Annotated in this window: 22 protein-coding genes; 6 read left to right on the forward strand and 16 right to left on the reverse strand. The window is 74.0% G+C overall.

The features are described 5' to 3' along the window. Positions 1-53: 53 nt before the first annotated feature. Positions 54-1,838, reverse strand: coding sequence for an SDR family oxidoreductase (locus ACYVO2_RS02740; protein WP_461005906.1), 1,785 nt, complete (start codon positions 1,836-1,838; stop codon positions 54-56). 322 nt (positions 1,839-2,160) lie between these two features. On the opposite strand from ACYVO2_RS02740, the gene ACYVO2_RS02745 reads away from it, so the two are divergent. The 4 genes from ACYVO2_RS02745 to ACYVO2_RS02760 are packed head-to-tail and all read left to right on the forward strand — an operon-like array spanning position 2,161 to position 5,693. Further along, positions 2,161-3,144 (forward strand): ABC transporter ATP-binding protein, encoded by a 984-nt coding sequence (locus ACYVO2_RS02745; RefSeq protein ID WP_461006027.1) that lies wholly within the window; start codon positions 2,161-2,163, stop codon positions 3,142-3,144. Beyond that, positions 3,141-4,040, forward strand: a complete 900-nt coding sequence (locus ACYVO2_RS02750; protein ID WP_461005907.1) for an ABC transporter permease — start codon at positions 3,141-3,143, stop codon at positions 4,038-4,040. Before ACYVO2_RS02745 ends, ACYVO2_RS02750 begins: the two co-directional genes overlap by 4 nt. After that, positions 4,037-4,954 carry an ABC transporter ATP-binding protein gene (locus ACYVO2_RS02755; protein ID WP_461005908.1) on the forward strand — a complete coding sequence of 306 codons (918 nt, stop codon included), beginning with the start codon at positions 4,037-4,039 and terminating at the stop codon, positions 4,952-4,954. Before ACYVO2_RS02750 ends, ACYVO2_RS02755 begins: the two co-directional genes overlap by 4 nt. Positions 4,955-4,973: 19 nt before the next feature. Further along, positions 4,974-5,693, forward strand: a complete 720-nt coding sequence (locus tag ACYVO2_RS02760; protein ID WP_461006028.1) for an ABC transporter permease — start codon at positions 4,974-4,976, stop codon at positions 5,691-5,693. Positions 5,694-5,758: 65 nt separating this feature from the next. Here ACYVO2_RS02760 and ACYVO2_RS02765 read toward each other — a convergent pair whose 3' ends face one another. The 10 genes from ACYVO2_RS02765 to ACYVO2_RS02810 all read right to left on the reverse strand — a co-directional run bounded on the left by ACYVO2_RS02765 (position 5,759) and on the right by ACYVO2_RS02810 (position 16,773). After that, positions 5,759-6,448, reverse strand: a complete 690-nt coding sequence (locus ACYVO2_RS02765) for a hypothetical protein (protein ID WP_461005909.1) — start codon at positions 6,446-6,448, stop codon at positions 5,759-5,761. A 312-nt stretch (positions 6,449-6,760) separates the two neighbouring features. Then, a complete protein-coding gene (locus tag ACYVO2_RS02770) occupies positions 6,761-7,582 on the reverse strand; it encodes an HAD family hydrolase (RefSeq protein WP_461005910.1) in 822 nt (273 codons plus the stop codon). Continuing rightward, positions 7,579-8,856 (reverse strand): serine--tRNA ligase, encoded by a 1,278-nt coding sequence (gene serS, locus ACYVO2_RS02775; RefSeq protein WP_461005911.1) that lies wholly within the window; start codon positions 8,854-8,856, stop codon positions 7,579-7,581. The genes ACYVO2_RS02770 and serS overlap by 4 nt, the downstream gene beginning before the upstream one ends. A 533-nt stretch (positions 8,857-9,389) precedes the next feature. Further along, a complete protein-coding gene (gene pheA, locus ACYVO2_RS02780; RefSeq protein WP_461005912.1) occupies positions 9,390-10,316 on the reverse strand; it encodes a prephenate dehydratase in 927 nt (308 codons plus the stop codon). 84 nt (positions 10,317-10,400) lie between these two features. Next, positions 10,401-11,705, reverse strand: a complete 1,305-nt coding sequence (gene efeB / locus ACYVO2_RS02785) for an iron uptake transporter deferrochelatase/peroxidase subunit (protein ID WP_461005913.1) — start codon at positions 11,703-11,705, stop codon at positions 10,401-10,403. 41 nt (positions 11,706-11,746) lie between these two features. Continuing rightward, positions 11,747-13,702 (reverse strand): copper resistance CopC/CopD family protein, encoded by a 1,956-nt coding sequence (locus tag ACYVO2_RS02790; protein WP_461005914.1) that lies wholly within the window; start codon positions 13,700-13,702, stop codon positions 11,747-11,749. 9 nt (positions 13,703-13,711) lie between these two features. Continuing rightward, positions 13,712-14,287 carry a copper chaperone PCu(A)C gene (locus ACYVO2_RS02795; protein WP_461005915.1) on the reverse strand — a complete coding sequence of 192 codons (576 nt, stop codon included), beginning with the start codon at positions 14,285-14,287 and terminating at the stop codon, positions 13,712-13,714. Next, positions 14,284-14,958: an SCO family protein gene (locus ACYVO2_RS02800; RefSeq protein WP_461005916.1), complete on the reverse strand. Its 675-nt coding sequence runs from the start codon at positions 14,956-14,958 to the stop codon at positions 14,284-14,286. The genes ACYVO2_RS02795 and ACYVO2_RS02800 overlap by 4 nt, the downstream gene beginning before the upstream one ends. A 139-nt stretch (positions 14,959-15,097) precedes the next feature. After that, a complete protein-coding gene (locus tag ACYVO2_RS02805) occupies positions 15,098-15,892 on the reverse strand; it encodes a YcnI family copper-binding membrane protein (RefSeq protein WP_461005917.1) in 795 nt (264 codons plus the stop codon). Positions 15,893-16,002: 110 nt separating this feature from the next. Continuing rightward, positions 16,003-16,773 (reverse strand): hypothetical protein, encoded by a 771-nt coding sequence (locus ACYVO2_RS02810; protein WP_461005918.1) that lies wholly within the window; start codon positions 16,771-16,773, stop codon positions 16,003-16,005. 229 nt (positions 16,774-17,002) lie between these two features. Between ACYVO2_RS02810 and ACYVO2_RS02815 the strand changes: the two genes are divergently transcribed. Continuing rightward, positions 17,003-17,512, forward strand: coding sequence for an ATP-binding protein (locus ACYVO2_RS02815; RefSeq protein WP_461005919.1), 510 nt, complete (start codon positions 17,003-17,005; stop codon positions 17,510-17,512). 96 nt (positions 17,513-17,608) lie between these two features. On the opposite strand, the gene ACYVO2_RS02820 is transcribed toward ACYVO2_RS02815, so the two are convergent. Then, positions 17,609-19,096, reverse strand: a complete 1,488-nt coding sequence (locus ACYVO2_RS02820; RefSeq protein ID WP_461005920.1) for an aminopeptidase P family protein — start codon at positions 19,094-19,096, stop codon at positions 17,609-17,611. A gap of 152 nt (positions 19,097-19,248) precedes the next feature. Beyond that, complete coding sequence (locus ACYVO2_RS02825; protein ID WP_461005921.1) at positions 19,249-20,688, reverse strand: PP2C family protein-serine/threonine phosphatase; 1,440 nt, start codon at positions 20,686-20,688, stop codon at positions 19,249-19,251. A 645-nt stretch (positions 20,689-21,333) separates the two neighbouring features. On the opposite strand from ACYVO2_RS02825, the gene ACYVO2_RS02830 reads away from it, so the two are divergent. Next, complete coding sequence (locus ACYVO2_RS02830; RefSeq protein WP_461005922.1) at positions 21,334-22,077, forward strand: bifunctional DNA primase/polymerase; 744 nt, start codon at positions 21,334-21,336, stop codon at positions 22,075-22,077. 844 nt (positions 22,078-22,921) lie between these two features. On the opposite strand, the gene ACYVO2_RS02835 is transcribed toward ACYVO2_RS02830, so the two are convergent. The 3 genes from ACYVO2_RS02835 to ACYVO2_RS02845 all read right to left on the reverse strand — a co-directional run bounded on the left by ACYVO2_RS02835 (position 22,922) and on the right by ACYVO2_RS02845 (position 25,713). Then, on the reverse strand, positions 22,922-23,899 hold the full coding sequence (locus ACYVO2_RS02835; protein WP_461005923.1) for a DUF5926 family protein: 978 nt from the start codon (positions 23,897-23,899) through the stop codon (positions 22,922-22,924). Between the two features lie 213 nt (positions 23,900-24,112). Continuing rightward, positions 24,113-24,697, reverse strand: coding sequence for an ATP-binding protein (locus ACYVO2_RS02840; RefSeq protein ID WP_461005924.1), 585 nt, complete (start codon positions 24,695-24,697; stop codon positions 24,113-24,115). Between the two features lie 140 nt (positions 24,698-24,837). Beyond that, entirely contained in the window at positions 24,838-25,713 is an 876-nt protein-coding gene (locus ACYVO2_RS02845) for a glycerophosphodiester phosphodiesterase family protein (RefSeq protein ID WP_461005925.1), read from the reverse strand. Between the last annotated feature and the right edge of the window lie 2 nt (positions 25,714-25,715).

Here is a 25,715-nt window from a genome sequence, read left to right on the forward strand (position 1 = left end):
CTGGTCGTGGTGAGTGACGCCGGTGGTGGGGACGTCGGTGATGGGGGACATCGTCACAGGCGGAGGGAGATGCGCCCCACCGCGCGCATGGCCCTGGGCGAGAGCCGGGACAGCAGCCGGATCGCGTGCGCCTCCGGGGTCACCGGCTGCACCGCCACATTCTTCTCGACGGCGCGCAGCACCGCCTCGGCGACCTTCTCCGGGGAGTAGCCGCGCCGCCGGTAGAGCTGCGTCGTCCTGCGGCGCAGCCGCTCCTGCTCGGCGTCGGGGACGCCCGTGAAGCGGGCCGTTGCGGTGATGCCGGTGTGCACGAAGCCCGGGCAGAGCGCGGTGACCCCGATCCCGTGCGGCGCGAGCTCCATGCGCAGGCACTCGCTCAGCATCAGCACCGCGGCCTTGCTGGTGCTGTAGGCGGGCAGCATCCGGGTGGGCCCGTAGGCCGCGGCGGACGCGGTGTTGACGATGTGCCCGCCCTGCCCGCGCTCGGCCATGCGCGCGCCGAACAGCCGGCAGCCGTGGATGACGCCCCACAGGTTCACGTCCAGGGTGCGCCGCCAGTCCTCGGCGGAGGTGTCGAGGAAGCGGCCCGAGATGCCGACGCCCGCGTTGTTCACCAGCACGTCGGGCACGCCGCACTCCTCGTGCACCGCGGCGGCGAGGCGCTCCATGGCCCGCTCGTCCGAGACGTCCACGCCGTGGGCCCACGCCTGCGCCGCCCCGGCCTTCTCGGCGTCCAGGGCGGTGCGGGCCGCGCCCTCCCCGTCGATGTCCACCGCCACCACCCGCGCGCCCTGCCTCGCGAACGCCAGCGCCGTGGCCCGCCCGATCCCGCTCGCCGCGCCCGTGACCAGCACCAGCCTGCCGTCGAACGCGCCCCCGCCGCTGCCGCCGAGGGGCGCGGCCCCGTGCTCCACGTCGTCCACGAACTCCCCGATCCAGCGCGCCAGCAGCTCCGGCCTGCTACGCGGCAGCCAGTGCTTGGCGGCCACCGTCCTGCGGCGCAGCTCGGGCGCCCACCCGGCGGCGTCGTCGTACAGGTGGGTGGAGAGGAACACGTCCCTGGTCGGGGTGACCAACTGCACCGGGACGCGGGCGCGGGCGTCGTCGCGGGGGTGGCGCAGCCGGTCACGGACGTTGTCGCGGTACAGCCAGGCGCCGTGCGAGGCGTCGTCCGGCAGCGAAGGCGCGGCGCAGCCGTCGTCCGCCGGGAGGCGGTGGCTGCGCCGGACCAGCTCGGGCCACAGCCGGCTCAGCGGCCCCCGCCACGCCAGCTCGGGCACCACCGGCGTGTGCAGCGCGTACACGTACCAGGAGCGCAGGGACTGCTCGAGAAGCTGGGCGAGGCCCCGCGGCGAGGGGCGGGCGAGCCGCTCCTTGATCCACCGGCCGAAGTGGTCGAGGCCGGGGCCGGCCACCGACGTGAACGACGCCAGCCGCCCGTCGAACCGCTCCAGGGAGGCGAACTCCCACCCCTGCACCGCCCCCCAGTCGTGCCCGACCAGGTGCACCGGCCGGGCGGGGCTGACCGCGTCCAGCACCGCGACGAAGTCGTCGGCCAGCCGCTCCAGGCGGTAGCCGCCGCGCGCCGGGCTGGGGGCCGTGGACCCGCCGTGCCCCCGCACGTCGTACGCCACGACGTGGTAGCGGTCCCGCAGGTGCTCCACGACCCGCGTCCACACCTCCTTGCTGTCCGGGTAGCCGTGCAGCAGCAGCACCGTCGGCCGTCCTGGCTCGCCCCACTCGGCGACGGCCAGCTCCACCTCCCCGGCCGGGACCCGGCGCTCCCTCGCCCCCGCCCTCTCGGTGGATCCCCGCCCATCACCGGGGTGTGCCTCCATGGTCCCCTCCCGTCGTTCCGCCATCCCGCCGTCCTACCGCTCCGCCGACCTGCCGACCTGCCGACCGGGCGTGCCGCCGTCCCACTGTCCCGCCGTCCCGCCGTCCGTTCCGTTCGACAATGCCATTACTCACTGTGACAACAGTTCGTGGCAGCGTCAATGCGAACAGTTACTTCTTTCGAGTGGCAACCCGCCAAGAGACCCCAGTCCCGTCCCTCGGTAGGCGATCCCCTACGGGTCACCTGTCCTGAGGAGTAGGCGCGAGTGCTCCTCAGGAGTGACGCGAGGGGGCATCCGTCGCCACTACCGTCGAACCGTGTCTGTGATCGTGACGGAAAGCCTCACCAAGCGGTACCCACGGGTGACCGCCCTGGACCGGCTCACCCTCGACATCGAGCCCGGAGTCGTGGGCCTCGTCGGGGCGAACGGTGCCGGAAAGTCCACCCTCATCAAGATCCTGCTCGGGCTGCTCGACGCCACCGACGGCCGTGCGTCCGTCCTCGGCATGGACGTGTCCACCGAGGGCTCCCGGATCAGGGAGCAGGTCGGGTACATGCCGGAGCACGACTGCCTGCCGCCGGACGTGTCGGCGACGGAGTTCGTCGTGCACATGGCCCGCATGTCCGGGCTCCCGGCCGGCGCCGCCCGTGAGCGCACCGCCGACACGCTGCGGCACGTGGGTCTCTACGAGGAGCGGTACCGCCCCATCGGCGGCTACTCCACGGGCATGAAGCAGCGTGTGAAGCTCGCGCAGGCGCTGGTGCACGACCCCCGCCTGGTGCTCTTGGACGAGCCGACCAACGGCCTCGACCCGGTCGGGCGCGATGAGATGCTCGGCCTCATCCGCCGCGTCCATACCGACTTCGGCATCTCCGTCCTGGTCACCTCGCACCTGCTCGGCGAGCTGGAGCGCACCTGCGACCACATCGTCGTCATCGACGGCGGCGCGCTGCTGCGTTCGCAGTCCACCGCCGAGTACACCCAAGCCACCCGCACCCTCGCCGTCGAGGTCACCGACAGCGCCGAGCACCCGGACGGCGCCGCAGCGGTGGGCGGGGAGCTGCGCCGGGCGGGCCTGACCGTGGCCGCCGACGGGCACCTGCTGGTGGTCGAGATCGCGGACGACGAGACGTACGACGCGGTGCGCGACGCCGTCGCCGCCCTGGGCCTCGGCCTGGTCCGGATGGAGCAGCGGCGTCACCACATCGCCGAGCTGTTCCGCGGCGAGCAGGCGGCGGGCACGGCGGGCCCGCCCCCTGAGGAAGCGGCCGCCCGGGCGGCTCTGGCGGCGCGGAGGGAAGCATGAGCGACGCGAAGACCTCCCCGTCGGGGACGTCCATCCACAACATCGGCTACCGGCACTACGACGGGCCGCGCCTCGGCCGGTCCTACGCCGCCAAGTCGCTGTTCGTGCACAGCCTGCGCGGCGCGTACGGCCTCGGCAGGTCCGCGAAGTCCAAGGTCCTGCCGATGCTCCTGCTGGTGATCATGTGCCTGCCCGCACTGATCATCACCGCCATCGCCGTGATCAACGCCACCTCGGACGAGCTCCCGCTGGAGTACACCCGGTACGCCATCTACCTCCAGGCGGTCCTCACCCTCTTCGTGTCCGCCCAAGCGCCCCAGTTGGTCTCCCGCGACCTGCGCTTCCGGACCGTGCCGCTGTACTTCTCCCGCCCCATCGAGCGCCTGGACTACGTGGTGGCGAAGTTCGCCGCCACGGTGGCCGCCCTGTTCGTCCTCCTGGCGGTGCCCCTGGTCATCCTCTACGCGGGCGCCCTGCTGGCGAAGTTCCCGGTCGGCACCCAGACCAAGGACTTCGCGCTCTCCCTGGTCGCGGCCGCCGCGCTGGCGCTGCTGTACGCGGGCCTCGGCCTGCTGGTCGCCGCGCTCACCCCGCGCCGCGGCTTCGGGGTCGCCGCGATCATCGCCCTGTTCACCATCCCCTACGGCGCCGTCAGCACCCTCCAGGAGGTGGCCGACACCAACGGCAACGACACCGCCGCCGGCTGGCTCGGCCTGTTCTCCCCCATCACGCTGTTCGACGGGATGCAGAGCTGGGCGCTCGGCGCGACCTCCGCGGCCCCCGAGGGTCCCCCCGGCCACCTCGGCGGCCTCGTGTTCCTCCTCGTCCTCCTCGGCCTCGTCGCGGGCTCGTTCGGCCTGCTGATACGCCGCTACCGGAAGGTCGGTCTGTCGTGACGACCCTGACCATCGACCACGTCTCCCGCTGGTTCGGCAACGTCGTGGCCGTCAACGACGTCACCATGGACATCGGTCCCGGCGTCACCGGCCTGCTCGGGCCGAACGGGGCGGGCAAGTCCACCCTGATCCACATGATGGCCGGGTTCCTGCCGCCGTCGGCCGGGACGGTCACCCTGGACGGCACCCCGATCTGGCGCAACGAGCAGGCGTACCGCTCCATCGGCCTGGTGCCGGAACGGGAGGGCATGTACGACTTCCTCACCGGCTGGGACTTCGTGCTCGCCAACGCCGAACTGCACGGCCTGTCCGACCCGGGCCCCGCCGCGCGGCGGGCGCTCGCCACCGTGGAGATGACCCACGCGCAGGACCGGAAGATCTCCACGTACTCCAAGGGCATGCGGCAGCGGGTGAAGATGGCGTCCGCGCTGGTCCACGAGCCGTCCGTGCTGCTGCTCGACGAGCCGTTCAACGGCATGGACCCGCGCCAGCGGCTGCACCTGATGGACCTGCTGCGCCGGATGGGCGCGGACGGCCGCACCGTGCTGTTCTCCTCCCACATCCTGGAGGAGGTCGAGCAGCTCGCCCACCACATCGAGGTCGTCGTCGCCGGGCGGCACGCCGCGTCCGGGGACTTCCGGGAGATCCGGCGCCTGATGACGGACCGCCCGCACCGCTACCTGGTGCGCTCCTCCGACGACCGGCGCCTGGCCGCCGCCCTGATCGCCGACGCCTCCACCGCCGGGATCGAACTGGACTGGGCCGAGAAGGCGCTGCGCGTCCAGGCGATCGACTTCCGGCGCTTCACCGAGCTGCTGCCGCGCGTCGCCAAGGAGGCGGGCATCCGGCTGTACACGGTCTCCCCGTCGGACGAGTCGCTGGAAAGCGTCTTCTCCTACCTGGTCGCGGCGTGAGGACGAACTGATGAACCAACTGATCCACCCGACGGTCGCCCGGCTCACTGTGCGCGGCCTGCTCGGCCGCCGCCGCGCGGCCCTGCTGTTCGCCCTGCCCGCGCTGCTGCTGGTGATCGCGGTCGCGGTGCGGCTGCTCGCCGACCAGGAGGACACGGCCGGCACGGACGTGCTGTCCGGCTTCGCGATCGCCACGATGGTGCCGCTGATCGGTGTCATCGCGGGCACGGGGGCGATCAGCCCCGAGATCGACGACGGCTCGGTGGTGTACCTGCTGTCCAAGCCCGTGCCCCGGCCGCGGATCATCCTGACCAAGCTGCTGGTGGCCGTGGTGGTCACCATGGCGTTCGCGGCGATACCCACCTTCGCGGCCGGGCTGATCCTGTACGGCGCGGACCGCGGCATAGCGGTCGCGTACGGCACGGCGGCGCTGACGTCGTCCGTGGTGTACGGCGCACTGTTCCTGCTGCTCGGCGTCGCCACCCGGCACGCGGTGACGGTCGGGCTGATCTACGCGCTGGTCTGGGAGGGCGCGCTCGGTGCCCTGGTGGACGGTGCCAAGGCGCTGAGCGTGCAGCAGTGGTCGCTGTCCCTGGCCGAGGAGATCGCCGACCCGGGCGTGGTGGACGCCGCGGTGGGGCTGCCTGCGGCATGCGTGCTGCTGGTGGTGGTGACGGCGGCGGCGACGTGGGCCGCGGGGCAGCGGCTGCGCTCGCTGACGCTGGCCGGGGACGACTGACGCCGGGACGGCCGGGCTCGCCGGCGGCGTGGTGCCGCCGACGAGCCCGGGTCCGTCCTGGTGGGCTACCTCCTGTGGCGCGGTCGCCGCTGCCCGCGGGCGAGCGTGGTGCGGATCTCCGCCAGGTCGCGGCGGAACTCGGCCATGTCGTGGCGCATGTCGGCCATGTCCCGGCGCATCTCGCGCATGTCCTCGCCGAGGCGGCACAGCCGCTCGCTCATCGCGCAGATGACCCGGCCGTGGGCGTCGAGGCGCAGGTTCACCTCGGCGAAGGCGGGCGCGGTGACCCGCTCGGCGGCCTCCTCGGCGAGCCGGACCACGATCGCCTCGATGGAGTCGCGGGCGGCCTCGGTCCGGTGCGCCTGCTCGGCGTCGAGCAGGTAGGCGCGCACCTTGCGGGCGACCTCGCTGTCGCGCAGCAGCATGGCGACGTTGAGGACGGCCCGGCGGGGGAAGACGGCGAGGCCGCGCCCCGGAATTTTTCTAAGACTCATGTTGAGACTTAGAAAACTTTGCAGGTCAGAGCCCTTCAGCAGGGTGTACCCGGCGTCTTGGAGCTCCTCCCGGTGGCGAGCGACGAGCTGACGGATGGTGATCTCCGGCACCTCGAAGTACTCGGCGACCATCTCGCTGGTGACGTGCAGGCCGTCCGGCAGTGTCGCCAGCACCTTGACCTTGTCCAAGGTCTCGACGCGGTGGCGGACGCTCTCCCTGAGGCTGCGCGATTCGAGCAGCGCGAAGTCGGGTGGGGGCATGGATCGGCCTCCTGGCCTCTAGTGATGACTGAGGGCGCCCCTATCCGGGGCCAGGAGCGGAGGTCGCTTACCGACCCACATCCTCAACCGACCGGGACTCGTGCCCGGCCACTCTCCACTACTCGCGTTTCGTATCCACGAACTTCGACTGCCTCCGCGCGATCGGTTCAACGAGAGGATCGCGCGGAAGTCACCCGTGCAGTTCGTCCGAGGACCACTCAGCCAGTGAGCCGCAGCCTGTGGATAACCCACTTTTTCTAAGTGACAAGATGTATCGTACGCAGGTCAGAGGCCCTGCCGACGACCTCCGGTCTAGACCACTCCCCCGCCGGCCCCGCCCAGCAGCCGCTCCAGCACCACCGCGATCCCGTCCTCCTCGTTGGAGGTCGTGACCTCGTCCGCGACCGCTCGCAGTTCGGCGTGGGAGTTGCCCATGGCCACGCCCCAGCCGGCCCACTCCAGCATCGGGACGTCGTTCGGCATGTCGCCGAAGGCGATCGCCTCCCCGGCCTTGATCCCCAGGCGCCTGGCGGCCAGGGTCAGGCCCGTGGCCTTGGTCAGCCCCAGGGGGAGCATCTCCACGATGCCCTCGCCCGCCATCACCACGCCCACCATGTCGCCGACGACGGCGCGGGCGGCGGAGGTCAGGGCGTCGGCGTTCAGCGCGGGGTGCTGGAGGTAGATCTTGTTCACAGGCTCCGTCCACAGCTCGTCACGGCTGTGGATGCGGTTCACCGGGAGCATCGGCTGCACCTGGTAGTCGTTCTCCAGCAGGATCTTGCCGTCGAGGCCGTCGCGGCTGACGGCGAGGGTGAGCGGGCCGATCTCCGCCTCGATCTTCGCCAGGGCGAGCGCGGCGACCTGGCGGTCCAGGGTCACCGAGGTGAGCAGACGGTGCTCCCCGGCGTGGTAGACCTGCGCGCCCTGCCCGCACACCGCGAGGCCGTCGTAGCCGAGGTCGTCCAGTATGTGCCTGGCCCACGGCACGGCGCGGCCGGTGACGACGATGTGGAAGGCGCCCGCGGCGGTGGCCGCCGCGAGCGCGTCGCGGGAGCGGCGCGAGATGGTGCCGTCGTGCCGCAGCAGCGTCCCGTCCAGGTCCGTGGCGACGAGCCGGTAGGGGAACGCGCTCACGCAGCGACCGGTTCCAGGACGGCGCGACCTCCGAGGAAGGGGCGCAGGGCGTCGGGCACGCGCACCGAGCCGTCGGCCTGCTGGTGGTTCTCGAACAGGGCGACGATGGTGCGGGTGATCGCGACCAGGGTGCCGTTGAGCGTGGCCAGCGGGCGCACCCCATTCTCGTCGCGCGACCGGACCGACAGGCGGCGGGCCTGGAACTCGTTGCAGTTCGAGGTGGAGGTGAGCTCCCGGTACTTGCCCTGGGTGGGGATCCACGCCTCGCAGTCGAACTTCCTGGCGGCCGAGGCGCCGAGGTCGCCCGTCGCCACGTCGATGACCCTGAACGGCAGTTCGAGGCTGGTCAGGAACTCCTTCTCCCACTCCAGCAGCTTCCGGTGCTCCTCGGCGGCGTGCTCGGGGAGCGTGTAGGAGAACATCTCCACCTTGTCGAACTGGTGCACGCGGAAGATGCCGCGGGTGTCCTTGCCGTAGGAGCCGGCCTCGCGGCGGAAGCACGGCGAGAAGCCCGCGTAGCGCCGCGGCAGCGACTGCGCGTCGAGGATCTCGTCCATGTGGTAGGCGGCGAGCGGTACCTCGGAGGTGCCGACGAGGTAGTAGTCGTCCTTCTCCAAGTGGTACACGTTCTCCGCGGCCTGGCCGAGGAAGCCCGTGCCCTCCATGGCGTGCGGCTTGACCAGCGCCGGGGGGATGACGGGGGTGAAACCGGCCTCGGTGGCCTTGGCCATGGCCATGTTCACCAGGGCCAGCTCCAGCAGGGCGCCGACGCCGGTGAGGTAGTAGAAGCGCGAGCCGGAGACCTTGGCGCCGCGTTCGACGTCGATGGCGCCGAGGCGCTGGCCGATCTCCAGGTGGTCCCGGGGCTCGAAGCCCTCGGCGGCGAAGTCCCGCGGGGTGCCCACGGTCTCCAGGGTGACGAAGTCCTCCTCGCCGCCGACCGGGGCGTCGGTGTCGACGACGTTGGAGAGCTGCCGCAGCAGCGCCTGCGCCTCCTGGGCGGCGGCGTCCCGCTCGGTGTCCGCGGCCTTCACGGCGGTGGAAAGGTCCGACGCCTGCTTGAGCAGGGCGGCCTTCTCCTCCCCCTGGGCCTTGGGGATCTGCTTGCCGAGCACCTTCTGCTGGGCGCGCAGCTCGTCGAAGCGGACGCCGGAGGACCTGCGGCGCTCGTCGGCGGCCAGCAGGGCGTCGACCAGGCCGACGTCCTCTCCACGGGCGCGCTGCGAGGCGCGCACTCGGTCCGGGTCGTCACGGAGCAGGCGAAGGTCAATCACGGCACCAGGCTACCGGGCGCGTCCACGGCTTTACCCACGGCGGAGCCGGGCTGTGGACACAGGGGGACGCGGCTTGCGGGGGATCCCCTTCCCGGCACCGACGCGGGGGCGCTTTGCCCCGGTAGGTCCCCGGGGTCTCCCGAGTTATCCACAGGGCGGCGCTCGATGGCGGCGGTTGTCCACAGGGTGTGGGCAAAAGGCTTGTGTTGGTGAAGCCTGGAGATGCGCGAGCGACGAGCACGCCGGAAATATGTGCTTGGTGCGGATATTCGCCGTGCGCTCGGCGGAGATCGACGGGGGAATTGCCCGGGGGAGGGATGGTCGCCGTGAACGGAGTGATCTGGGGGGAGCTGTGGAGGCTGTGGGGCTTGAGGGGGAGAAGTGCGCTTCGTGGGCTTTGCCGGTTAAAGGGGTGTGGGTGGCGACTCCGGTGTCGACTTATCCCCAGGCCGGGCCCGGGCCTGTGGACAAGTTGTGACGGCGCCGCGGCGGTCCGCTGTGCACGGGGCGGGGGCGGGCGGAGCCGGCACCCCTCAGAGGCGGCCGTCCAGGCACCGCGCCAGCCAGTCCGAGGCCCGCGCGAAGTCGTCGTCCGCGGTGCCGGGGCGCGGCCGGGTCGGCACCTGGTCCGCTCTCGGGTAGGAGCCGAGGAAGCGCACGTCCGGGCAGATCCGCCGCAGGCCCTTCAGCGCCTCTCCGACCCGGGCCTCGGCGATGTGACCCTCGCAGTCGATGGAGAAGAAGTACTTGCCGAGCCCCTCGCCGGTGGGCCGCGACTCGATGCGGGTGAGGTTCACCCCGCGCACCGCGAACTCCTGGAGCAGCTCGAGCAGCGCGCCCGGGTGGTCGTCGGGCAACTGGAAGACCAGCGAGGTCCGGTCCGCCCCCGTCGGCGCGGGCACCCGGGCCGGCCGCGCCACCAGCACGAACCGCGTGATGGCGTTCGGGGCGTCGTGGATGCCGGTCTCCAGGGGCACCAGGCCGTAGCGCTCCGCCGCGAACTCCCCGGCGAACGCGGCGTCGAACCGGCCCTCCTGCACCTGCCGCGCCCCGTCCGCGTTGGACGCCGACGACTCCCACGCCGCGTCCGGCAGATGCGCGGCCAGCCACCTGCGGACCTGGGGCTGGGCGTGCGGGTGGGCTGTGACGGTCTTGATGTCGGCGAGCCCGGTGCCCGGCCGCACCAGCAGGGCGAACGAGATCGGCAGGAACACCTCACGGACGATCGTCAGCGGCTCACCGGTGGCCAGTTCGTCGACGGTGACCAGCACCGCGCCCTCGACGGAGTTCTCCAGCGGCACCATGGCGGCGCCCGCCTCCCCGCGCCGCACCGCGTCCAGCGCCGCGGGCACGGAGATCACCGGCACCAGCACCCGGGTGGCGGCCTCGGGCAGCGTGCGCAGCGCGGCCTCGGTGAAGGTGCCCTCCGGGCCGAGATAGGTGTAGTTGCTGGACGACATCCTCGTCGGCTCCCGATCGTTGTGCGGCCCTGCCACGATAGCGACTGCCGGCGCCCGCCGCGCCCCGTCCCGCGGCTCCCGCGCTCAGCCCTCCAGCAGCCGCTGCCCCACGTACCCGCCGGGCTCGCAGCCGCCGGGCACGGCGAACAGCGCGCTCGCCTCGTGCCGGAGGAACCGGGACAGGCCGTCCCCGCGGTCCAGTTTGCGCTGCACCGGCAGGAACCCCCTGCGCGGGTCGGCCTGCCAGGCGACGAACAACAGCCCCGCGTCCGGCTCGCCCTTGGCGTCGTAGCCGTCGTGGAAGGAGAACGAGCGGCGCAGCATCGCCGCCCCGCCGTTGGACTCGGGCGCCGCCACCCGCACATGGGCGTCGCCGGCGATGGCCAGCGAGCCGTCCGGGTTCTGCTTGCCCAGGTCCACGGGGGTGGTCTCGGTACCGCCGGACAGCGGGGCGCCGTCCTTCTTGCGCCGTCCGATCACCTTCTCCTGCTGCTCGAGGGACAGGTGGTCCCAGGAGTCGAGCAGCATCCTGATCCGGCGCACCACGGCGTACGAGCCGCCCGCCATCCACGCCGGGTCACCGCCCTCGGGGACGAACACCACGGACTCGAAGTCCGCGTCCCGCGGCTTGGGGTTGTTGGTGCCGTCCACCTGGCCCATCAGGTTCCGGGCGCTCATGGGGCGCGCGGTGGCGCCGGGCGTGCGGTTGAACCCGTTCATCTGCCAGCGGACTTTCGCGGTGCCCGCCGCCAGGCGCTGGAGCACCCGCAGCGCGTGGAACGCCACCAGCGCGTCGTCGGAGCCGATCTGCGCGAACAGGTCGCCGTCGCCGCGCCGCGGGTCCAGGGCGTCGGCCGAGAACGCGGGCAGGTCCACCAGCGCCTCCGGCCTGCGGTCGCGCAGTCCGGCGCGGTCGAAGAAGGACGCCCCGAACCCGAAGGTGACGGTCAGCGACGACGGGCCCGCGTCCAGCGCGACCTGGTCGTCGTCCCGGGGCGGGCGCCCCTGGGTCATCGCGGCCGCCGCGTCCGACCAGCGCCGCATCAGCGCGGCCACCTCCTTCCGGCCCGCGCCCGCCGCCAGGTCGAAGGCGACCAGGTGGCCGCGGGCCTGGAGCGGGGTGCTGATGCCGGCCTGGTGGCGGCCGTGGAAGGGCACCGCGGCGGCGCCCACGGCGGTCAGCTCCACCGGCCGGTCGGCGGCCAGCGCGTACCCGCCGGCCCCGGCGGCGGCGCCGGCGACGAGGCCTGCGGCGCCGGCCGCGCCCGCCGCGCCGAGCAGGGCGCGGCGGGGCACGCCCGCGGGCGCGCCCCCGTTGCCGGCGCCCGCGGTGTCCGCGTCCGCCGCGGGCGCGCTCTCGCGCGTCGGCTTGTGCACAGTCTTCTCCACAGCCACAGCTTGCTTCCTCGGCGTCGGCGTCGGCGTCGGCCTCAGCCGATCTCGATCGTCTTCTTCTCGGTGACCTGGTCGATGTCGGAGGTGCGCACGGTCACGGCGACCTCCCACTCGCCGGCCAGGGGCAGCCGCACCCCGTCGGCGATCCAGTGCCCGTCGCTCAGGCGCTGCACGTTCACCTTCAGCGGGCCCAGGTCCTTCGCCGGGAGGGAGAGCGACACCCGCAGCTCCGGGGCGTCCACCGGCTTGCCCGCCGGGTCGAGGAGCCTGGCGTGCAGCTCGTTCGTGGTGCCGCTGCGCGCGGGGTCGAGCGTGATCTCGGCGGTGCCCTTCCCGCCGGCGCCGCCGGTGTCGTACGGCAGCTCCACGGTGACGGGTCCCGCCGCGGCCTGCCCGGAGGCGCCTCCGGCCGGGGCGGCCTCCGCGGTGCGTCCGGGCTCGGTGGTGGTCAGGAAGGTGGTGATGGTGAGCACCACGACCGCGACGCAGACCTCCACCAGCACCGAGCGGCGCAGGCGCAGGCGGCCCTGGTCGGCGTCGCGCTCCCGCTTGGCGCGGGCGGCGGCCACGGCGGCGCGCTGCCTGGCGAGTTCGGCGGCGCGCGCCGGGTTGCCGCTGCGGGCCGCCCTGGCGGCCTCCCGGCCCGGCTCCTCGCCGCCGTCCCGTGCCGCGGCGTCCTCCTCGGCACGGTCACCCTCGGCCCCCCCTCCCGGCCCGGCACCGGCACCGGATCCGGCACCGGACGGCGCCGGGGCGGGCGCCGACCGCAGGCCGCGGGCCCAGCGCCGCGAGTACCAGGCGGCGCCCAGCAGCAGGGCCACCCCCGCCACCTTGGCCAGCAGCAGCTTGCCGAAGTCGGTGGAGGTGAGCGCGTCCAGCGAGCCGACCTGCCGCCACGCCTGGTACAGCCCGGTGCCGACCAGCGCCACCACCGACCAGAACGCCAGCGCGGAGAAGCGCTCCACCGCGGCCGTCCCGATCGGCCGGCCCGCCGGGGCGTACAGGGCGGTCAGCAGGGTGGCCAGGCCGCCCGTCCACACGCCCATCGCCATCAGGTGCACCACGTCCACCGGCACGGCGATCCCGGTCTGGATGCCCGCCGACGCGTGCTCCATCACCGCCCAGGTGCTGGCCAGGCCCGCCCCGAGCAGCAGCCCCGCCCCGTACAGGCCGAGCCGCACCTCGCGGTGCCGGTCCCGCCCGGTCTCCCCGGCGAGCACCGCCAGGTACGCGCCGACGCCCGCGAGCAGCAGCAGCCGCACCGCGAGGGCCGCGCCCGGCTTGGTGTCCAGCGTCTCCTGGAGCACGGACAGGTCGAGCGCCGCGCCCAGGCCGCCGCCCCCGCGTCCCTCCAGGGGGCCGCGCAGCGCCATGAGCGCCAGCGTGGACAGCAGCAGCGTCGCCCAGCCCGTCAGCAGCAGCCGCTGCGTCGGCCTGCGCGCGCCGCCCTCGGGCCAGCACACCAGGACGAACGCGGCCGAGCCGACGAGCAGGGCGAACCCGCCGTAGGCGAGGTACCGGGCCAGGTCGTAGGGGCGTTCCGCGGAGCCGCCGTCCGCGGAGGGCAGGCGGTCGAGGTCCACCGCGGTGTCGGAGGGCGCCCCGACGGAGAAGCTGAACGCCCCGCTGATCGGATGGCTGTCCGCCGAGACCACGTGCCAGGCCACCACATAGGTGCCGTTGGGCAGCCCCGAGTGCAGCTTCACCTCCGCGGTGGCGTCGCCGCCCGGGGCGTGCCCCGCCTCGCCGTCCACGACGTCGCGCGCGTCGGGGTCCAGCACCTGGATCGCGTCCCCGCTCAGGCGCACGGCCTCGCTGAAGGTGAGCGTCACCCGCTCCGGGGCGGTCTGCACCACCGCGTCCTCGGCCGGGTCGCTGCCGGTCAGCGCGGCGTGCGCCGCGGCCGGGTGCGCGCCGCCCAGGAGCAGGGCCAGCGTCGCGCCGAGCACGAGCAGCAGCCCACCGAGACGGCGGGGCAGGGCGGTGGCCATCGCTGACTCCTATTCCTCGTGTCCGTCGTGGCTGGTGCCGTGTCCCGCCGTCCCGTGGTCCGCGCCGCCGGTCCCGCCGTCCGGACCGCCGGGGCCGTCCCCGTCGCCCTCCGTGGACGGCGGCCGGTAGGTCAGCGGCCGCACCGGGGCCTCCACCTCGACGGTCCCGGACTTGGCGAACCGCAGTTCCAGGCGGACCTTCTCCCCCACTGCCAGCGGCTCGCGCAGCCCCTCCAGCATCAGATGGCTGCCGGCGCGGTCGAGGGTGAGGCGCCCGTCCGCGGGCACGTCGAACCCGTTCACCTCGCGCATGCTCTGGCCCGAGGTGCGGTGCATGGTGACGTCGCCGGTGACGTCGCTGGTGACCCGCACCAGCCGGTCCGCGGCCCCGCCGTCGTTGCGGACGGTCAGGTACCCGGCGGCGACGCGCGGTGAGGCGGGCTGGGGGATGTAGGCGTGCACGACGTCGAGGCGGGGGGAGCCCTCGGAGCCGGACGCCGAGGAGCAGCCGGTGAGGGCGGCCGCGGACAGCGTCAGGGCGAGGGCGGACGAGGCGAGGCAGACCGCGGGCGCCGCGCGCCTCACGGCTTGACGCCCTTCAGCAGCAGCGGCAGGTCGTGGGCGAACGCGCTGGTCTCGGTGCCCGCGGTGTACAGCAGGTGGGCGCGATCGTCGGCGGCGGAGTAGGCGAGCACCTGGGCGCCGTGCTCGACGGTGATGCTGCCGTCCTTCTCCTTCACGGCCTTGGGCACGTCCACGCCGACGGTCCGGCCGGCGGCGGCGATGTCCTCGTAGGAGCCGGTGAGGCCGATGAACGACTTGTCCATGGCGTCCAGCCAGGCGCGCAGGCTCTTGGGGGTGTCGCGCTCCGGGTCGGTGGTGACCATGACGACGTCGATCTTCTCGCGGTCCGCCGCGGGCAGCTCCTGCTTGGCGAGGGCGATGTCGCTCATGGTGGTGGGGCACACGTCGGGGCAGTGGGTGTAGCCGAAGTACAGCAGGGTGACCCGGCCCTTGGTGCGCTCGCGCAGGTCGAACGGCTTGCCGTCGGTGGCGGTGAGGGTGACGTCGGGCTTGCTGAAGCCCTTCTCCAAGGGGGTGCCCTTGTAGGGGGTCTTCGGCTTGTCCACGGAGACGTCGGCGGCGGAGCCGGACGCGCTGTCCGAGCCGCCGTCCGAGCCGCACGCGGCGAGGGTGAGGGCGAGGGCCCCCGCCGCGGCCGCGGCAGCGAGACGGGTGAGGGTGCTGGAGGGCATGGAACGTCCCTTGTGAGGTGCTCGATCGAGAAGAGGGGCCGGCCGGGCGCGGTGTCCGGGCCCGGCCGGTGCGGGCCGCGGTGCCCCGGCCGCGCGGGAGGCGGCGGCCGGGGCGGCGTGGCCCGCGGGGCGGGACCGGTCAGGCCGACGGGCTGCCGCCGGGGCGGCGGCGCATGCCGTAGACGCCGATCCCGGCGCCGACGACGCCGACGACGATGCCGGTGATGCCCAGGGCGCGCGCGGTGCCGTCGCTGGAGTCGGAGTCGGACCCGGAGTCGGCGGCCTGCTCGCTGCCGCCGTTGTCCTCGGCGCCGTCGGACGCCTCCTCGGCCGCGGAGTCGGTCGGCTCGGCGGCGTCGCCGTGCCCGTCGTCCTCGCCCTTGACCAGCTTCAGGACCGGGGCCGGGGTGTCCGGCTCCGCCTCGCCCTCCTTGGGCTCCTCGATCCAGCGGACGACCTCGCCGCCCTGGTAGGTCTGCAACGCCTTGAACACCAGCCGGTCGGTGTCCTCCGGCAGCGGGCCGACGGAGACGGGGAACTCCTGGAACTCGCCCGGCTTGATCGTCCCGCCGGACCAGGTGATCTTGGTGACGGCCTCGGTGACCTGCTCGCCGTGCACCTCAAGCGGCTTGGCCAGCTTGCTCCGGGTGACCTCCGCCTTCCAGCCGGGCACGGGCTGGGTGGACACCGACGCCAGCGGGTGGTCGGCGGGCAGGCTGACCTCGATCTTGGTGGTGCCCGCGTTGTCGCGCTCGTTGGGGACCTTGAAGACGATCTTGCTGTAGCCGCCCTGCTCGACCTCCTCGGGCTGGACGGTCACATGCGCGGCGGCCGGTCCGGCGAGCAGCAGGACGGCGGTTCCGGCGAGGGCGCCGACGGCGGCGACCCTCGGCGAAAGCAGCGAAACGGGCGAAAGGTGCTTGCGTGACTTCATGCTGACAAGACTCCATCCGGAGCGGGCACGCGGAAGCGGCGTGGCCGGGCGTGCCGACGGGTGTCGTGACGGGAGTGCGCTCGTGTGGCCGAGCCCGGGCACGGGTGTGCCTAGGCCGCCAGGGCGAACTCCGGCGGACCCCGCCGGACGACACAGTGCTGGAGGAGTACGGACGCCTCCGCGGGCTGCTCGCCGCGCGTCGGCGCGAGGGATCCGGCGGCCGGGGCGCCGTCCAGGCCGCGCAGCAGGGCCCGCAGCAGCGCCAGCGCGGTGTGCAGCGGGAACGCGGAGACCTCGGCGACCCGCGCGGTCAGCCGCACCAGGCGCCACAGCGCCGCCTCGCCCCGCCGCAGGAACCAGCCCGCGGCCAGCGCGGCGAGCAGGTGGCCGATCAGCATCGGGCTGGCCGACGACAGGTTCGCGCACCAGTCGGCGTTGGCGGCGGGGGCGTCGCTGTAGGCGGACGGGTCGAGCCCGGCGTGCCGCACGATCCCGGCGGCGTCCGCGCCGTGCGGCAGCGTGCGGTGCCCGGCGGCGTCGGCGGGCAGCCCGCACAGCAGCCGCCCGGCGACGAGTTCCAGGTCGGACGGGGCGTGCCGGTGCGCCGCGGGCATCCGGGGCCGGTCCAGGGTGAACAGCGTGTGCAGGGCGAGCTGGCCGGCCAGCAGGCAGGTGGTGATGCCCGCCTGGGAGCGTTCGCGCCCGGCCAGGGCCATGGCGACGGCGAAGACGCCGAGCCAGGCGGCGCCCAGCGACCACAGCGGCACGGCCTGCCCGGAGGCCGCGCCGTGCCCGGCCGCGGACAGCGCGACGCAGGCCAGGGCGAACATCGCCGCTCTGGCCGCTCGCAGGTCCACTGCGGCACGGGGGTGGCTGGGCATGGCCGCGCCATCATCTCATTCCGGGCGCCGTCGCGCGCCGGGCGGGGCCGGACCCGTTCCCGGCGGGCCGGGGGCGCCCGGAGTGGGCCGTCCGGCGCGCATCCGGATGGACGTTCGTCCGTTCACTCCACTCCGCCGAATGAATGGAGTGCCGCTCGTTCCAGGCTTAGGCCCTCTTCCCTCCGGCAATACGTAGTGGTATGTCGAGCCGCAGCCAGGAGGCTGGAGCATGAGCATCTGGTGGACCCTCCACTTGCGGCGCGAGGCTGCGAGCGTTCCGCTCGCCCGGCGCCTGCTCCTCGGCGCGATGGACACGGCCGGAGTCGACCCGGACATCAGTTACGAACTGGGCGTCGCACTCACCGAGGCGTGTGCCAACGTGGTCGAGCACGCGGGCGGCGGAGGTCCCGACGCCGACGACGGATACCAGGTAACGGCGCGGATCGACGGCGACAGATGCCGTATCGAGGTACGCGACCTGGGACCGGGCTTCCCCGAGGAGAGCCCGCGCCCCTCCCTTCCGGACACGTGGCCCGGTACCGAGCGGATCGGTACCGGGCTCCTTGTCGAACGGCGCCTGGAGCCGGCCCCGTCCTCCGCCGAGAGCGGCCGGGGGATGCACCTCATCGAGGCCCTGGCCGACCACGTCCAGTTCCGCAACCACGCGCCGCGGGGAGCGACCGTGAGCTTCGACAAGGCGCTGAAGTGGCGGGACGGCGCGCTGCTGAAGGCGTCCTGAGCGGGGACTGACGGCCCGTCGCGCGCCCGCGGGGCCCTCCTCGGACGAAGGCGGGACGCCCCTCCGCCCGCGCGCCGGTCCCGATGGGCGGTCCGGTCAGCCGCGGGCCCCCGCCACCCACTCCTCCACGTCCTCCGCCCGCCGGGGCAGCGCCGCCGACAGGTTCCGGTTGCCGCCCTCGGTGACCAGGATGTCGTCCTCGATGCGCACGCCGATCCCCCGGTACTCCTCCGGCACCGTCAGGTCGTCGGGCTGGAAGTACAGGCCCGGCTCCACCGTCAGCACCATCCCGGGCTCCAGCGTGCCGTCCACATACGTCGCGGTGCGGGCCACCGCGCAGTCGTGGACGTCAAGCCCCAGCATGTGGCCGGTGCCGTGCAGCGTGTAGCGCCGCTGGAGGCCGAGCTCCAGCACCCGCTCGACGGGCCCTTCGAGCAGCCCCCACGCCACGAGCCGCTCGGCCAGCACCCGCTGCGCCGCGTCGTGGAAGTCGCGGTAGGCGGCGCCGGGCTTGACCGCGGCGATGCCCGCCTCCTGGGCGTCGTACACCGCCTCGTAGATCCTGCGCTGCACCGGCGTGAAGGCGCCGCTGACCGGCAGGGTGCGGGTGACGTCGGCGGTGTAGAGGGTGTCGGTCTCCACCCCGGCGTCGAGCAGCAGCAGGTCGCCGGGCCGGACCGGGCCGTCGTTGCGGACCCAGTGCAGGGTGCAGGCGTGCGGGCCGGACGCGGCGATGGTGCCGTAGCCGATGTCGTTGCCCTCGACCCTGGCGCGCAGGAAGAAGGTGCCCTCGATGTACCGCTCGGAGGTGGCCTCGGCGCGGTCCAGCACCGCGACCACGTCGTGGAAGCCGCGGACGGTGGACGCCACCGCCTTCTCCAACTGGGCGACCTCCCACTCGTCCTTGACCAGCCGCAGCTCGTCGAGGAACGTCTTCAGCTCGGCGTCGCGCTCCTCGGCGCCCGGGCCGGCCGCCTCGGCGACGGCGGCCTCCACGGCGGCGTCGTGGCCGCGCACGATCCGGGTCGGCGCGGGCGGCGCGGCCCTGAGCTCGTCGGCGACCCGGCGCACGTCGCGGCAGGGCAGGCCCAGGCGCCGCTCGCTCTCGGCGAGGCTGTACCTGCGGCCGACCCACAGCTCGCCGTGCCCGTCGAGCCAGAACTCGCCGTTGCCGCGGTCGGAGCGGGGCAGCAGGTACGCCGTCGCCTCGTGGCCGCCGGACGGCGAGGGCTCCAGGACCAGGACGGCGTCCTGGGTCTGGTCGCCGGTGAGGTAGACGTAGTCGCAGGAGGGGCGGAAGGGGTACTCGGTGTCGTTGGAGCGGGTCTTGAGGTTGCCCGCGGGGATCACCAGGCGCTCGCCGGGGAAGCGCGCGGACAGCGCCGCCCGGCGCCTCGCCGCGTGCTCCGCCTGCTCCAGCGGCGCGAGGTCGCGCAGCTCGGTGTCGGCCCAGCCGGTCTTCATCAGCGTGGCGAGCTCGTCGGACACGGCGGGGTACAGGCCGTTCTTCCTGCCCTTGATCGGCTGGTCCTCGGGGGTGCGTCCGGGGGTCGCGGACTGCTGGGCCGGGTGGTCCTCGGTCACGTTCTGCCTCCTCGTCGGCTCGGGCGGCTCGGGCGGGGGTGGTGGGAGCCCACCGAGCGGGGTCCATCGTACGTAGGAACACGTGAGCCCGTACGAATGGGCGATTAATCGAACAAATGGGTGGTCGAGGTGGCGGCGGGGGGAGCGGGGCGCTAGTCGAAGCGCACCGCGAGCATGACGATGTCCTCGCTGCTGTCCGCCTGCTCCGCCGCCTCCTCGGACAGGCAGGACGCCAGGAGGTGGTCGCACAGCAGCCCCGGGTCCTCCCGGGCCGCGCGCGGGGCGTGCGCCCCCGCGCCCCGCAGTCGGGCGAACGCCTGGTCGAGCGTGCCCCCGCTGTGGTGCAGCAGCCCGTCCGTGTACAGCACCAGCGTCTCCCCGGGCTCCACCGACAGCTCCGCGCTCGGCGCCTCCCAGCAGCCCAGCATCCCCAGCGGCGCGGAGAGCGACGTCTCCACCAGCTCCGTCCTGCCCTCCCCCACCAGCAGCGGCGGGCAGTGCCCCGCCCCGGCGAGCACCAGGCGCCGCCGCGCCGGCTCGGTGTGCACGAACAGCGCGGTGGCCGAGCGGGCCGGCTCGGTCATGTGCAGCAGCAGCTCCAGGTCGGAGAGCACCGCCACCGGGTCCTCGCCCTCCATCACGGCGTACGCCCGCAGGCTGGTGCGCAGCCGGCCCATCGCCGCGGCCGCCGCGGGGCCGGTGCCGGTGACGCCGCCGACGGACAGGCCGAGCGCCCCTTCCGGCAGCACCAGCGCGTCGTACCAGTCGCCGCCGCCGTCCGCGCCGCAGCGGTGCCGCACCCCCAGCCGCACCCCGGGCACGCACGGCAACCGGGACGGCAGCAGCGCCTCGCGCAGCGCCAGCGCCTCCCGCCGACTCCTGAACAGGTGAAGCTGCTTGGCGACCAGTTGGGCGGCGAACGAGCAGTACAGCGCGGCCAGATGCCGCTGCCGCTCGCTGGGGACGGCCGGCTCGTCGTACAGCCACACCACCGACCCCAGCGGGCCGGTGGCCTCGGTGACGAGCGGCAGGGCATAGCTCGCCGCGATGCCGAGCCCGGCGGCGACCTCGCGGTGCCGCGGCGGCAGGTCGGGGTCGGCCGCGATGTCGGGGTGGATCAGCTCGGGCAGTGGCGCGGCCCTGGCGCCCTCCGGCGGCCCCGCGCCGCCGTCACGGCCCCTGAACGGCACGGACGGCGGGACGGTCTCCAGGGTGCCGAGGTCGCAGCGGGCCAGGCCGAGGCCGACCGAGGTCTCCGGGCCGCGCCCGTCGGCGGGCCGCAGGACGGCGACGCCACGGCCGGCCCCGACCAGTCCCGCGCCCGCCGCCAGCAGCTCGCGCAGCACGGTGTCCAGGGAGTCGGCCCTGGCCACCCGCTCCGTCAGCTCGTGCAGGGCGGTGAGGTCGGTGAGCCAGGAGGCGAGCTGGTCCTGGAGCGCGGTGAGCTGGGCGAGGGAGCGGTCGCCGGGCGGTGCGGCCCCCTGCGGCGGGGCGGGGAGGCCGGCGACGGGGGCCTGTTCGGCGGTGTGGGGGGCGGAGTGAGGGGCAGAAGGTCCGAATCCAGCCACGTCGGGGAGAGGAGCACCGCTCATGGCCGAGCGCGGTCCGCTGGAACGGAACCCGGAGGAGGCGCCGGGCGGACGGCGGAGAGCGCGGGGTGGACGTCCGGCGGAGCAAACCGCCATGCATGCCTCGATAGCATCGCGAACCCCCGTGTCGTGGTGCTCCGCTATAGCAATCCCTGACCTCCCTTGTACACGTCCTGCTGCGGGGATGTCCAGGATTGCCCTGGTCGCGGGGCTGGTGTCGGGCCGAACCACAGTTGGCCGAAAATGATCCGCGCGGAGGGCGGTCTGATCCATGGTCACGGCTGGGCATCGTTGACCAGTCGTTTTCGGCTACGCGTCATATCGGGGCCCGCGGGTACGTACGATGGTGAGGGGTGCGGAGGGGAAGTCGCAGTACAGCCCCTCATCCGTTGGACGGAACCAGGTGGGCCGCTGACGCGTCCCACACCTCGATGCGCCATGCTCTACAGGCGCCACCGGACGAACAGGCAACCTCGTGTGATCCCCCGGGTGGTCGGCTGCGAAACACCCAGCGGGAAGACGGCAGCCATCCGCTACCCTGCGCCACCCCGCGCCATGTTCCACGCTCGGTGGCCGACGTGATGCGCTGCCCGGTGGACGGTGGTGTACGTGCAGGTCCTTGAGCGCTAACGGAAAGGACGAGCGCAGATGCGCGAGATCCTCGTAAGGCGACGCAGGAACAGGTCGGCGCTGCTGAACGCGGCGCTCATATGCGCCGAGCACTGGCAGTGGCCGGTGGTGCCCGGAGCCGGTCTGCAACCCCAGCCGCGCCGGGCGCGTCGTGGTGGTGTCCGCTCGCTGTTCGGCAGGTTCGGCGCCCTCTCGGCGTCCGCCCGTGAGGCGGGTGAGAGCCCGGCGGCCCCGCCGCCCGCGGTGTGCGCCTGCCCCCGCCCGGACTGCGCGGTCCCGGGCGCCCACCCCCACGACCCGGGGCTGCTGGCGGCCACCAGCGACCCCCGGATGGTCCGCTGGTGGTGGACCAACCGTCCGAGTGCGCCGATCGTCCTGGCCACCGGCACCAAGGCCGCCGCGGTGAGCCTGCCGGCCCTGGCCGGGGCCCGGGCGCTGGCCGCGTTCGACCGCGCCGGGGTGCGGCTGGGCCCGGTCACCGCCTCGCCGACCCGCTTCACCCTCCTGGTCCGGCCCTACGCGCTGGAGGAACTGGGGGAGCTGCTCGAGCAGCACGAGTGGGTGCCGACGTCGCTGCGCTACCACGGCAGCGGGGGGTACGTGGTGCTGCCGCCGTCCACCACGGGTGCCGGAGCGGTCAAGTGGGTGCGCCCGCCGGTGGCGCGCAGCGCGGCGCCGTGGCTGCCCACGATCACCACGGTGATCAACACGCTGGTCGCGGTGAGCTCCAGCGAACCGGACGGCAGCCGCCTGGCGTACTGAGCCCGCCGGGGCGCCTCCGCATGCCGGGGGCGCGCCGGCGGGTGTCCGGCCGGTGGCCGGCGCCGCCCCGAGCGGGCGCCGGCGGCCGTCGGCGTCCCGGGGCCCCGCCGCGCGAGGTACCGGCGCCCGGGCGGGGCCGTTCCGCGACGCCGTGGCCGTCCGGCGGGAACGGGACGCGGCCGGGATCGGAGCCGGGCATCGGAGCCGGGGACGTTCGCCGCGCCGAAAACACCGCGGAACTCGAGGCGGCCTCGGCAAAGGCGCCTGTGAGGCAAAAGCGGTTCGGCGCGGTGTCGAGTACCGCTACTCCTAATGGCGCTCGCGCGGCGTTTCGCCGTTTCCACGGGTGACGCTCTCGGATACCTCGGTTCCCGCACGAGTGCCGCTCGCGGGGACGGGCCCGATGGGAAAGCGGTCCGCCGCCGGGACCGGGCTCGTCGATACGGGGCAGGGGCGGCGCCGACCGCGCGGGGGCGGCGCGGCGGCCGCCCGTTGCCCCAGAGGCAAAAAAGGCCCGATCGCTGGCGACGGGGGATGCACCAGCGACCGGGCTGTTAAAACGGTAACAAGAGATCGCCCGTTCGCAAATTCAGAGAGGGCACTTTTTAGGTCGAATTCGTGTCCGAGAGCGCGGTTGTGACCGGAGTCACGTCCCGAGCATCGAAAAACCGGCGGTCGGAATTCCTCTTTGGTACGCACGGTGCAGCCATGGCCTTGGATTTCCGCATGGGCCGGGTACGGTCCGCACCGCGTCCGGCACCGTGTCCGGCACCGCGTCCGGTATCGCGGACGCCGGGCCGCGGGGCCCGGCGCCTCCGGCGGTCCCGACCGGACGCGGACCGGTTCAGCTCAGGGTGATCTGCCGGTTCGCCAGACCGTTGCGGGCCTTGCGCTCCTCCGCGGTCAGCGGCGCGTCCACGGCCAGGGCCTCCCCGAGCCGCTCGGCGAACGCGGCGGCGGGCTTCTCCACCTCGTCCGCCTCCATCGACACCGGCAGGTCCCACACCGGCACCACGAGCCCGTGCGCCCGGAACGAGCCCACCAGGCGGGTGCCCTCGCCCAGGCCCGACGCCCCCGCGGCGTGCAGCCGGGCGAGCGCGTCCAGCAGGCCCTCCTCCGGGTGCGGGGTCACCCAGCGCAGGTGGTTCTTCTCCGGCGTGCGGCACCAGTAGGCGGCCTCCACCCCGGACAGGCGCACGGTGGGGATCGCGGCCGCGTTCGCTCGTTCGAGGGACGCGGCGACCTCGCCGGTGGCCGCCTCGGCGTTCTCCAGCCAGAACTCGAACCCGGTGTGCACCACCGGCTCGAACGGCGCGGAGAGGTCGATCAGGTCCTGGAGGCGGGGCCCGTCCGCGGCCGGGCGCTCCACGCCGACCGGGGTGCCGGGCTCGGCGGTGAGCGCCCGCTGGAGGGTGCCCGCCAGGTCCCGGCTGATGTCGCCGGACGCGGCGTCGTTCTGAAGGCCGACCAGCACCACGCCGTTGTCCCGCCGCAGCGCGGGCCAGGCCAGCGGCAGCACCGTGGCGAGGGTGACGGATGTCACTCCGTCCGGCAGCCCGGAGGCCAGGGTCAGCTTCGCCGTCGCCGCGGGCACCAGCTCGCGCATCGCCACCCAGTCGCACTCACCGGGCAGCCCCTCGAACGGACGGCGCACCAGCTCCTGTGCCGCGTGCGCGGCCTCGCGCCCGTGGCAGGCCTTGTACCGGCGGTTCGACCCGCACGGGCAGGGCTCCCGCGCGCCGACGACCGGGATGTCGGCGCCGTCGCGCACGGGCGCGGTCCGCGTTCCGCGGGCCTTGGTGTTCTGCCGCTTCTTGGCCATGACTGGTCTTCTCCTGGTGCGGATACGGTTCCGCCCGGAGCCTATTGGCCCGCCGGTGCCACCGCCCAGTTGTCACCGCGCCCCGGAACGGCTCCGTCCCGCGGATGGCGGCACCCCCCGGCGCTGCTCGGCGGTTCCTCGCCACACCTGAGGCCCGCGCCGCTGCGGCACCGCCGCCGGACCGCGTCCGTCGTGCTGCCCGCGACCGCCGTCCTAGTCGAACTCCAGCGACGCGCCCATCCGCGCCACCCCGTACCCGTCCACGAACCCCCGCGAGAAGCCCTCCCGGCGGGCGTGGCGGGCGCGGATGGGCAGCACGGCCCACACCGTCACCTCGCCCGGCGCGTCCCGCACCCCCCACTGGAGGGCGAGCTCCCCGACGATGCCGAGGCCGCGCCCGCCCCGCGCGGTCAGGGAGGGGCTGGAGGGCCTGGGCCGGGTGGGCCCGCCGCCGTCCGTCACCTCAAGGGTGAGCAGCCCGTCCACGTCGATGTGCCACGCGACCTTGACCACGCCCTGCTCGGCGTGGCCGTCCCACTCCGCGCCCTGCACCTCGGCGGGCACCTGACCGGGACCGTGCCCGTTCTGCGTCCTTCCGTACAGCGGACGGGCGTGCCGCGCCGAGTTGCTGAGCAGTTCCGAAAGGATCAGCACCGCGTCGTCCACCACCGGGTCCGCCGCGCCCTGCCGGAGCAGGTCGTCGCGCAACCGCCGCCGTGCCCGCCCCACGCCCGCCGGGCCATGGGGCAGGGACATGATCGAGGACGTCGGTACCTCCTGGGCCACCACCACCGCCACCCCCGGAACCTCCTTCACCCCACGCCACGGGATGGATGCCCGGCCCATCGAGGAAGGAAACGACCCTGTCGGGAACAACTGGATCAGATCAGGCGATCGAACACGGTCCGAACGCGCCCGCGCACTACCAGTGAGCGTGGTCAGAGGCGCCCGAGTTGCTCCAGTACCTTCCGGGGACGGTTGGTGATGATCGCCTCCACGCCCTGGCGCACGCACAGCTCGACGTCGTCCGGGTCGTCCACGGTCCACACGTGCACCCGCTGCCCGGCCCGGTGCAGCCGCGCGACGTAGCCGGGGTGCGCGCGCAGCAGCCGGATGCTGGGCCCGGCGACGCGGACTCCGGGCGGGAGCCGCCCGTCGCGGTAGCGCGGCGAGAGGTACGTCATCAGGAACACGGTCGGCAGGTCGGGCGCGCCCGCGAGGACGCGGCGCAGGGAGCGCGCTGAGAAGCTCATCACCCGCACCCGCGAGGGCTCCCCCGGCCGCGGGCGGTCGAGCCCGAACCGGCGCAGCAGCTCCAGCAGCCGCTCCTCGACCTGCCCGGCCCACCGGGTGGGGTGCTTGGTCTCCACGGCCAGTTCCACCCGGCGGTCGGCGTCCACGACCAGTTCCAGCAGCCGCTCCAGGGTGAGCACGGAGTGCCTGCGGCCGGTGCCGCCCGCGCCCGGGGTCTCGGCGCCGGTGGTCTCCACGCCCTCCCAGTCGTCGCCCGCGGACCGCTCGCCGCGCTCGGCCGCCTTCCACGAGCCGAAGTCCAGCGCGGCCAGGTCGGCGAGTTCGAGCGTCGAGACGGCGCCGCGGCCGTTGGAGGTGCGGTCGACCCGGCGGTCGTGGACGCACACCAGATGGCCGTCCGCGGTCAGCCGCACGTCGCACTCGAGCGCGTCGGCGCCGTCCTCGATCGCTTTCCGGTAGGCGGCCAGGGTGTGCTCGGGGGCGTCCTCCGAGGAGCCGCGGTGGGCGACGACGCGGATGGCGCCGCGGGCGCCGCCCGGGCCGGTGTACGCGGTAGTCACCG

This window comes from Streptomyces capparidis (genome assembly GCF_054782095.1).

Excerpts from the sequence above, each read along its gene's own strand:
- ACYVO2_RS02825 (WP_461005921.1), bottom strand. The coding sequence starts at position 20,688 with ATGAGCGGTGCTCCTCTCCCCGACGTGGCTGGATTCGGACCTTCTGCC.
- ACYVO2_RS02805 (WP_461005917.1), bottom strand. The coding sequence starts at position 15,892 with ATGAAGTCACGCAAGCACCTTTCGCCCGTTTCGCTGCTTTCGCCGAGG.
- ACYVO2_RS02800 (WP_461005916.1), bottom strand. The coding sequence starts at position 14,958 with ATGCCCTCCAGCACCCTCACCCGTCTCGCTGCCGCGGCCGCGGCGGGG.
- ACYVO2_RS02815 (WP_461005919.1), top strand. The coding sequence starts at position 17,003 with ATGAGCATCTGGTGGACCCTCCACTTGCGGCGCGAGGCTGCGAGCGTT.
- ACYVO2_RS02790 (WP_461005914.1), bottom strand. The coding sequence starts at position 13,702 with ATGGCCACCGCCCTGCCCCGCCGTCTCGGTGGGCTGCTGCTCGTGCTC.
- ACYVO2_RS02830 (WP_461005922.1), top strand. The coding sequence starts at position 21,334 with ATGCGCGAGATCCTCGTAAGGCGACGCAGGAACAGGTCGGCGCTGCTG.
- ACYVO2_RS02810 (WP_461005918.1), bottom strand. The coding sequence starts at position 16,773 with ATGCCCAGCCACCCCCGTGCCGCAGTGGACCTGCGAGCGGCCAGAGCG.
- ACYVO2_RS02765 (WP_461005909.1), bottom strand. The coding sequence starts at position 6,448 with ATGCCCCCACCCGACTTCGCGCTGCTCGAATCGCGCAGCCTCAGGGAG.
- ACYVO2_RS02835 (WP_461005923.1), bottom strand. The coding sequence starts at position 23,899 with ATGGCCAAGAAGCGGCAGAACACCAAGGCCCGCGGAACGCGGACCGCG.
- ACYVO2_RS02740 (WP_461005906.1), bottom strand. The coding sequence starts at position 1,838 with ATGGAGGCACACCCCGGTGATGGGCGGGGATCCACCGAGAGGGCGGGG.
- ACYVO2_RS02750 (WP_461005907.1), top strand. The coding sequence starts at position 3,141 with ATGAGCGACGCGAAGACCTCCCCGTCGGGGACGTCCATCCACAACATC.
- pheA (WP_461005912.1), bottom strand. The coding sequence starts at position 10,316 with ATGTCGTCCAGCAACTACACCTATCTCGGCCCGGAGGGCACCTTCACC.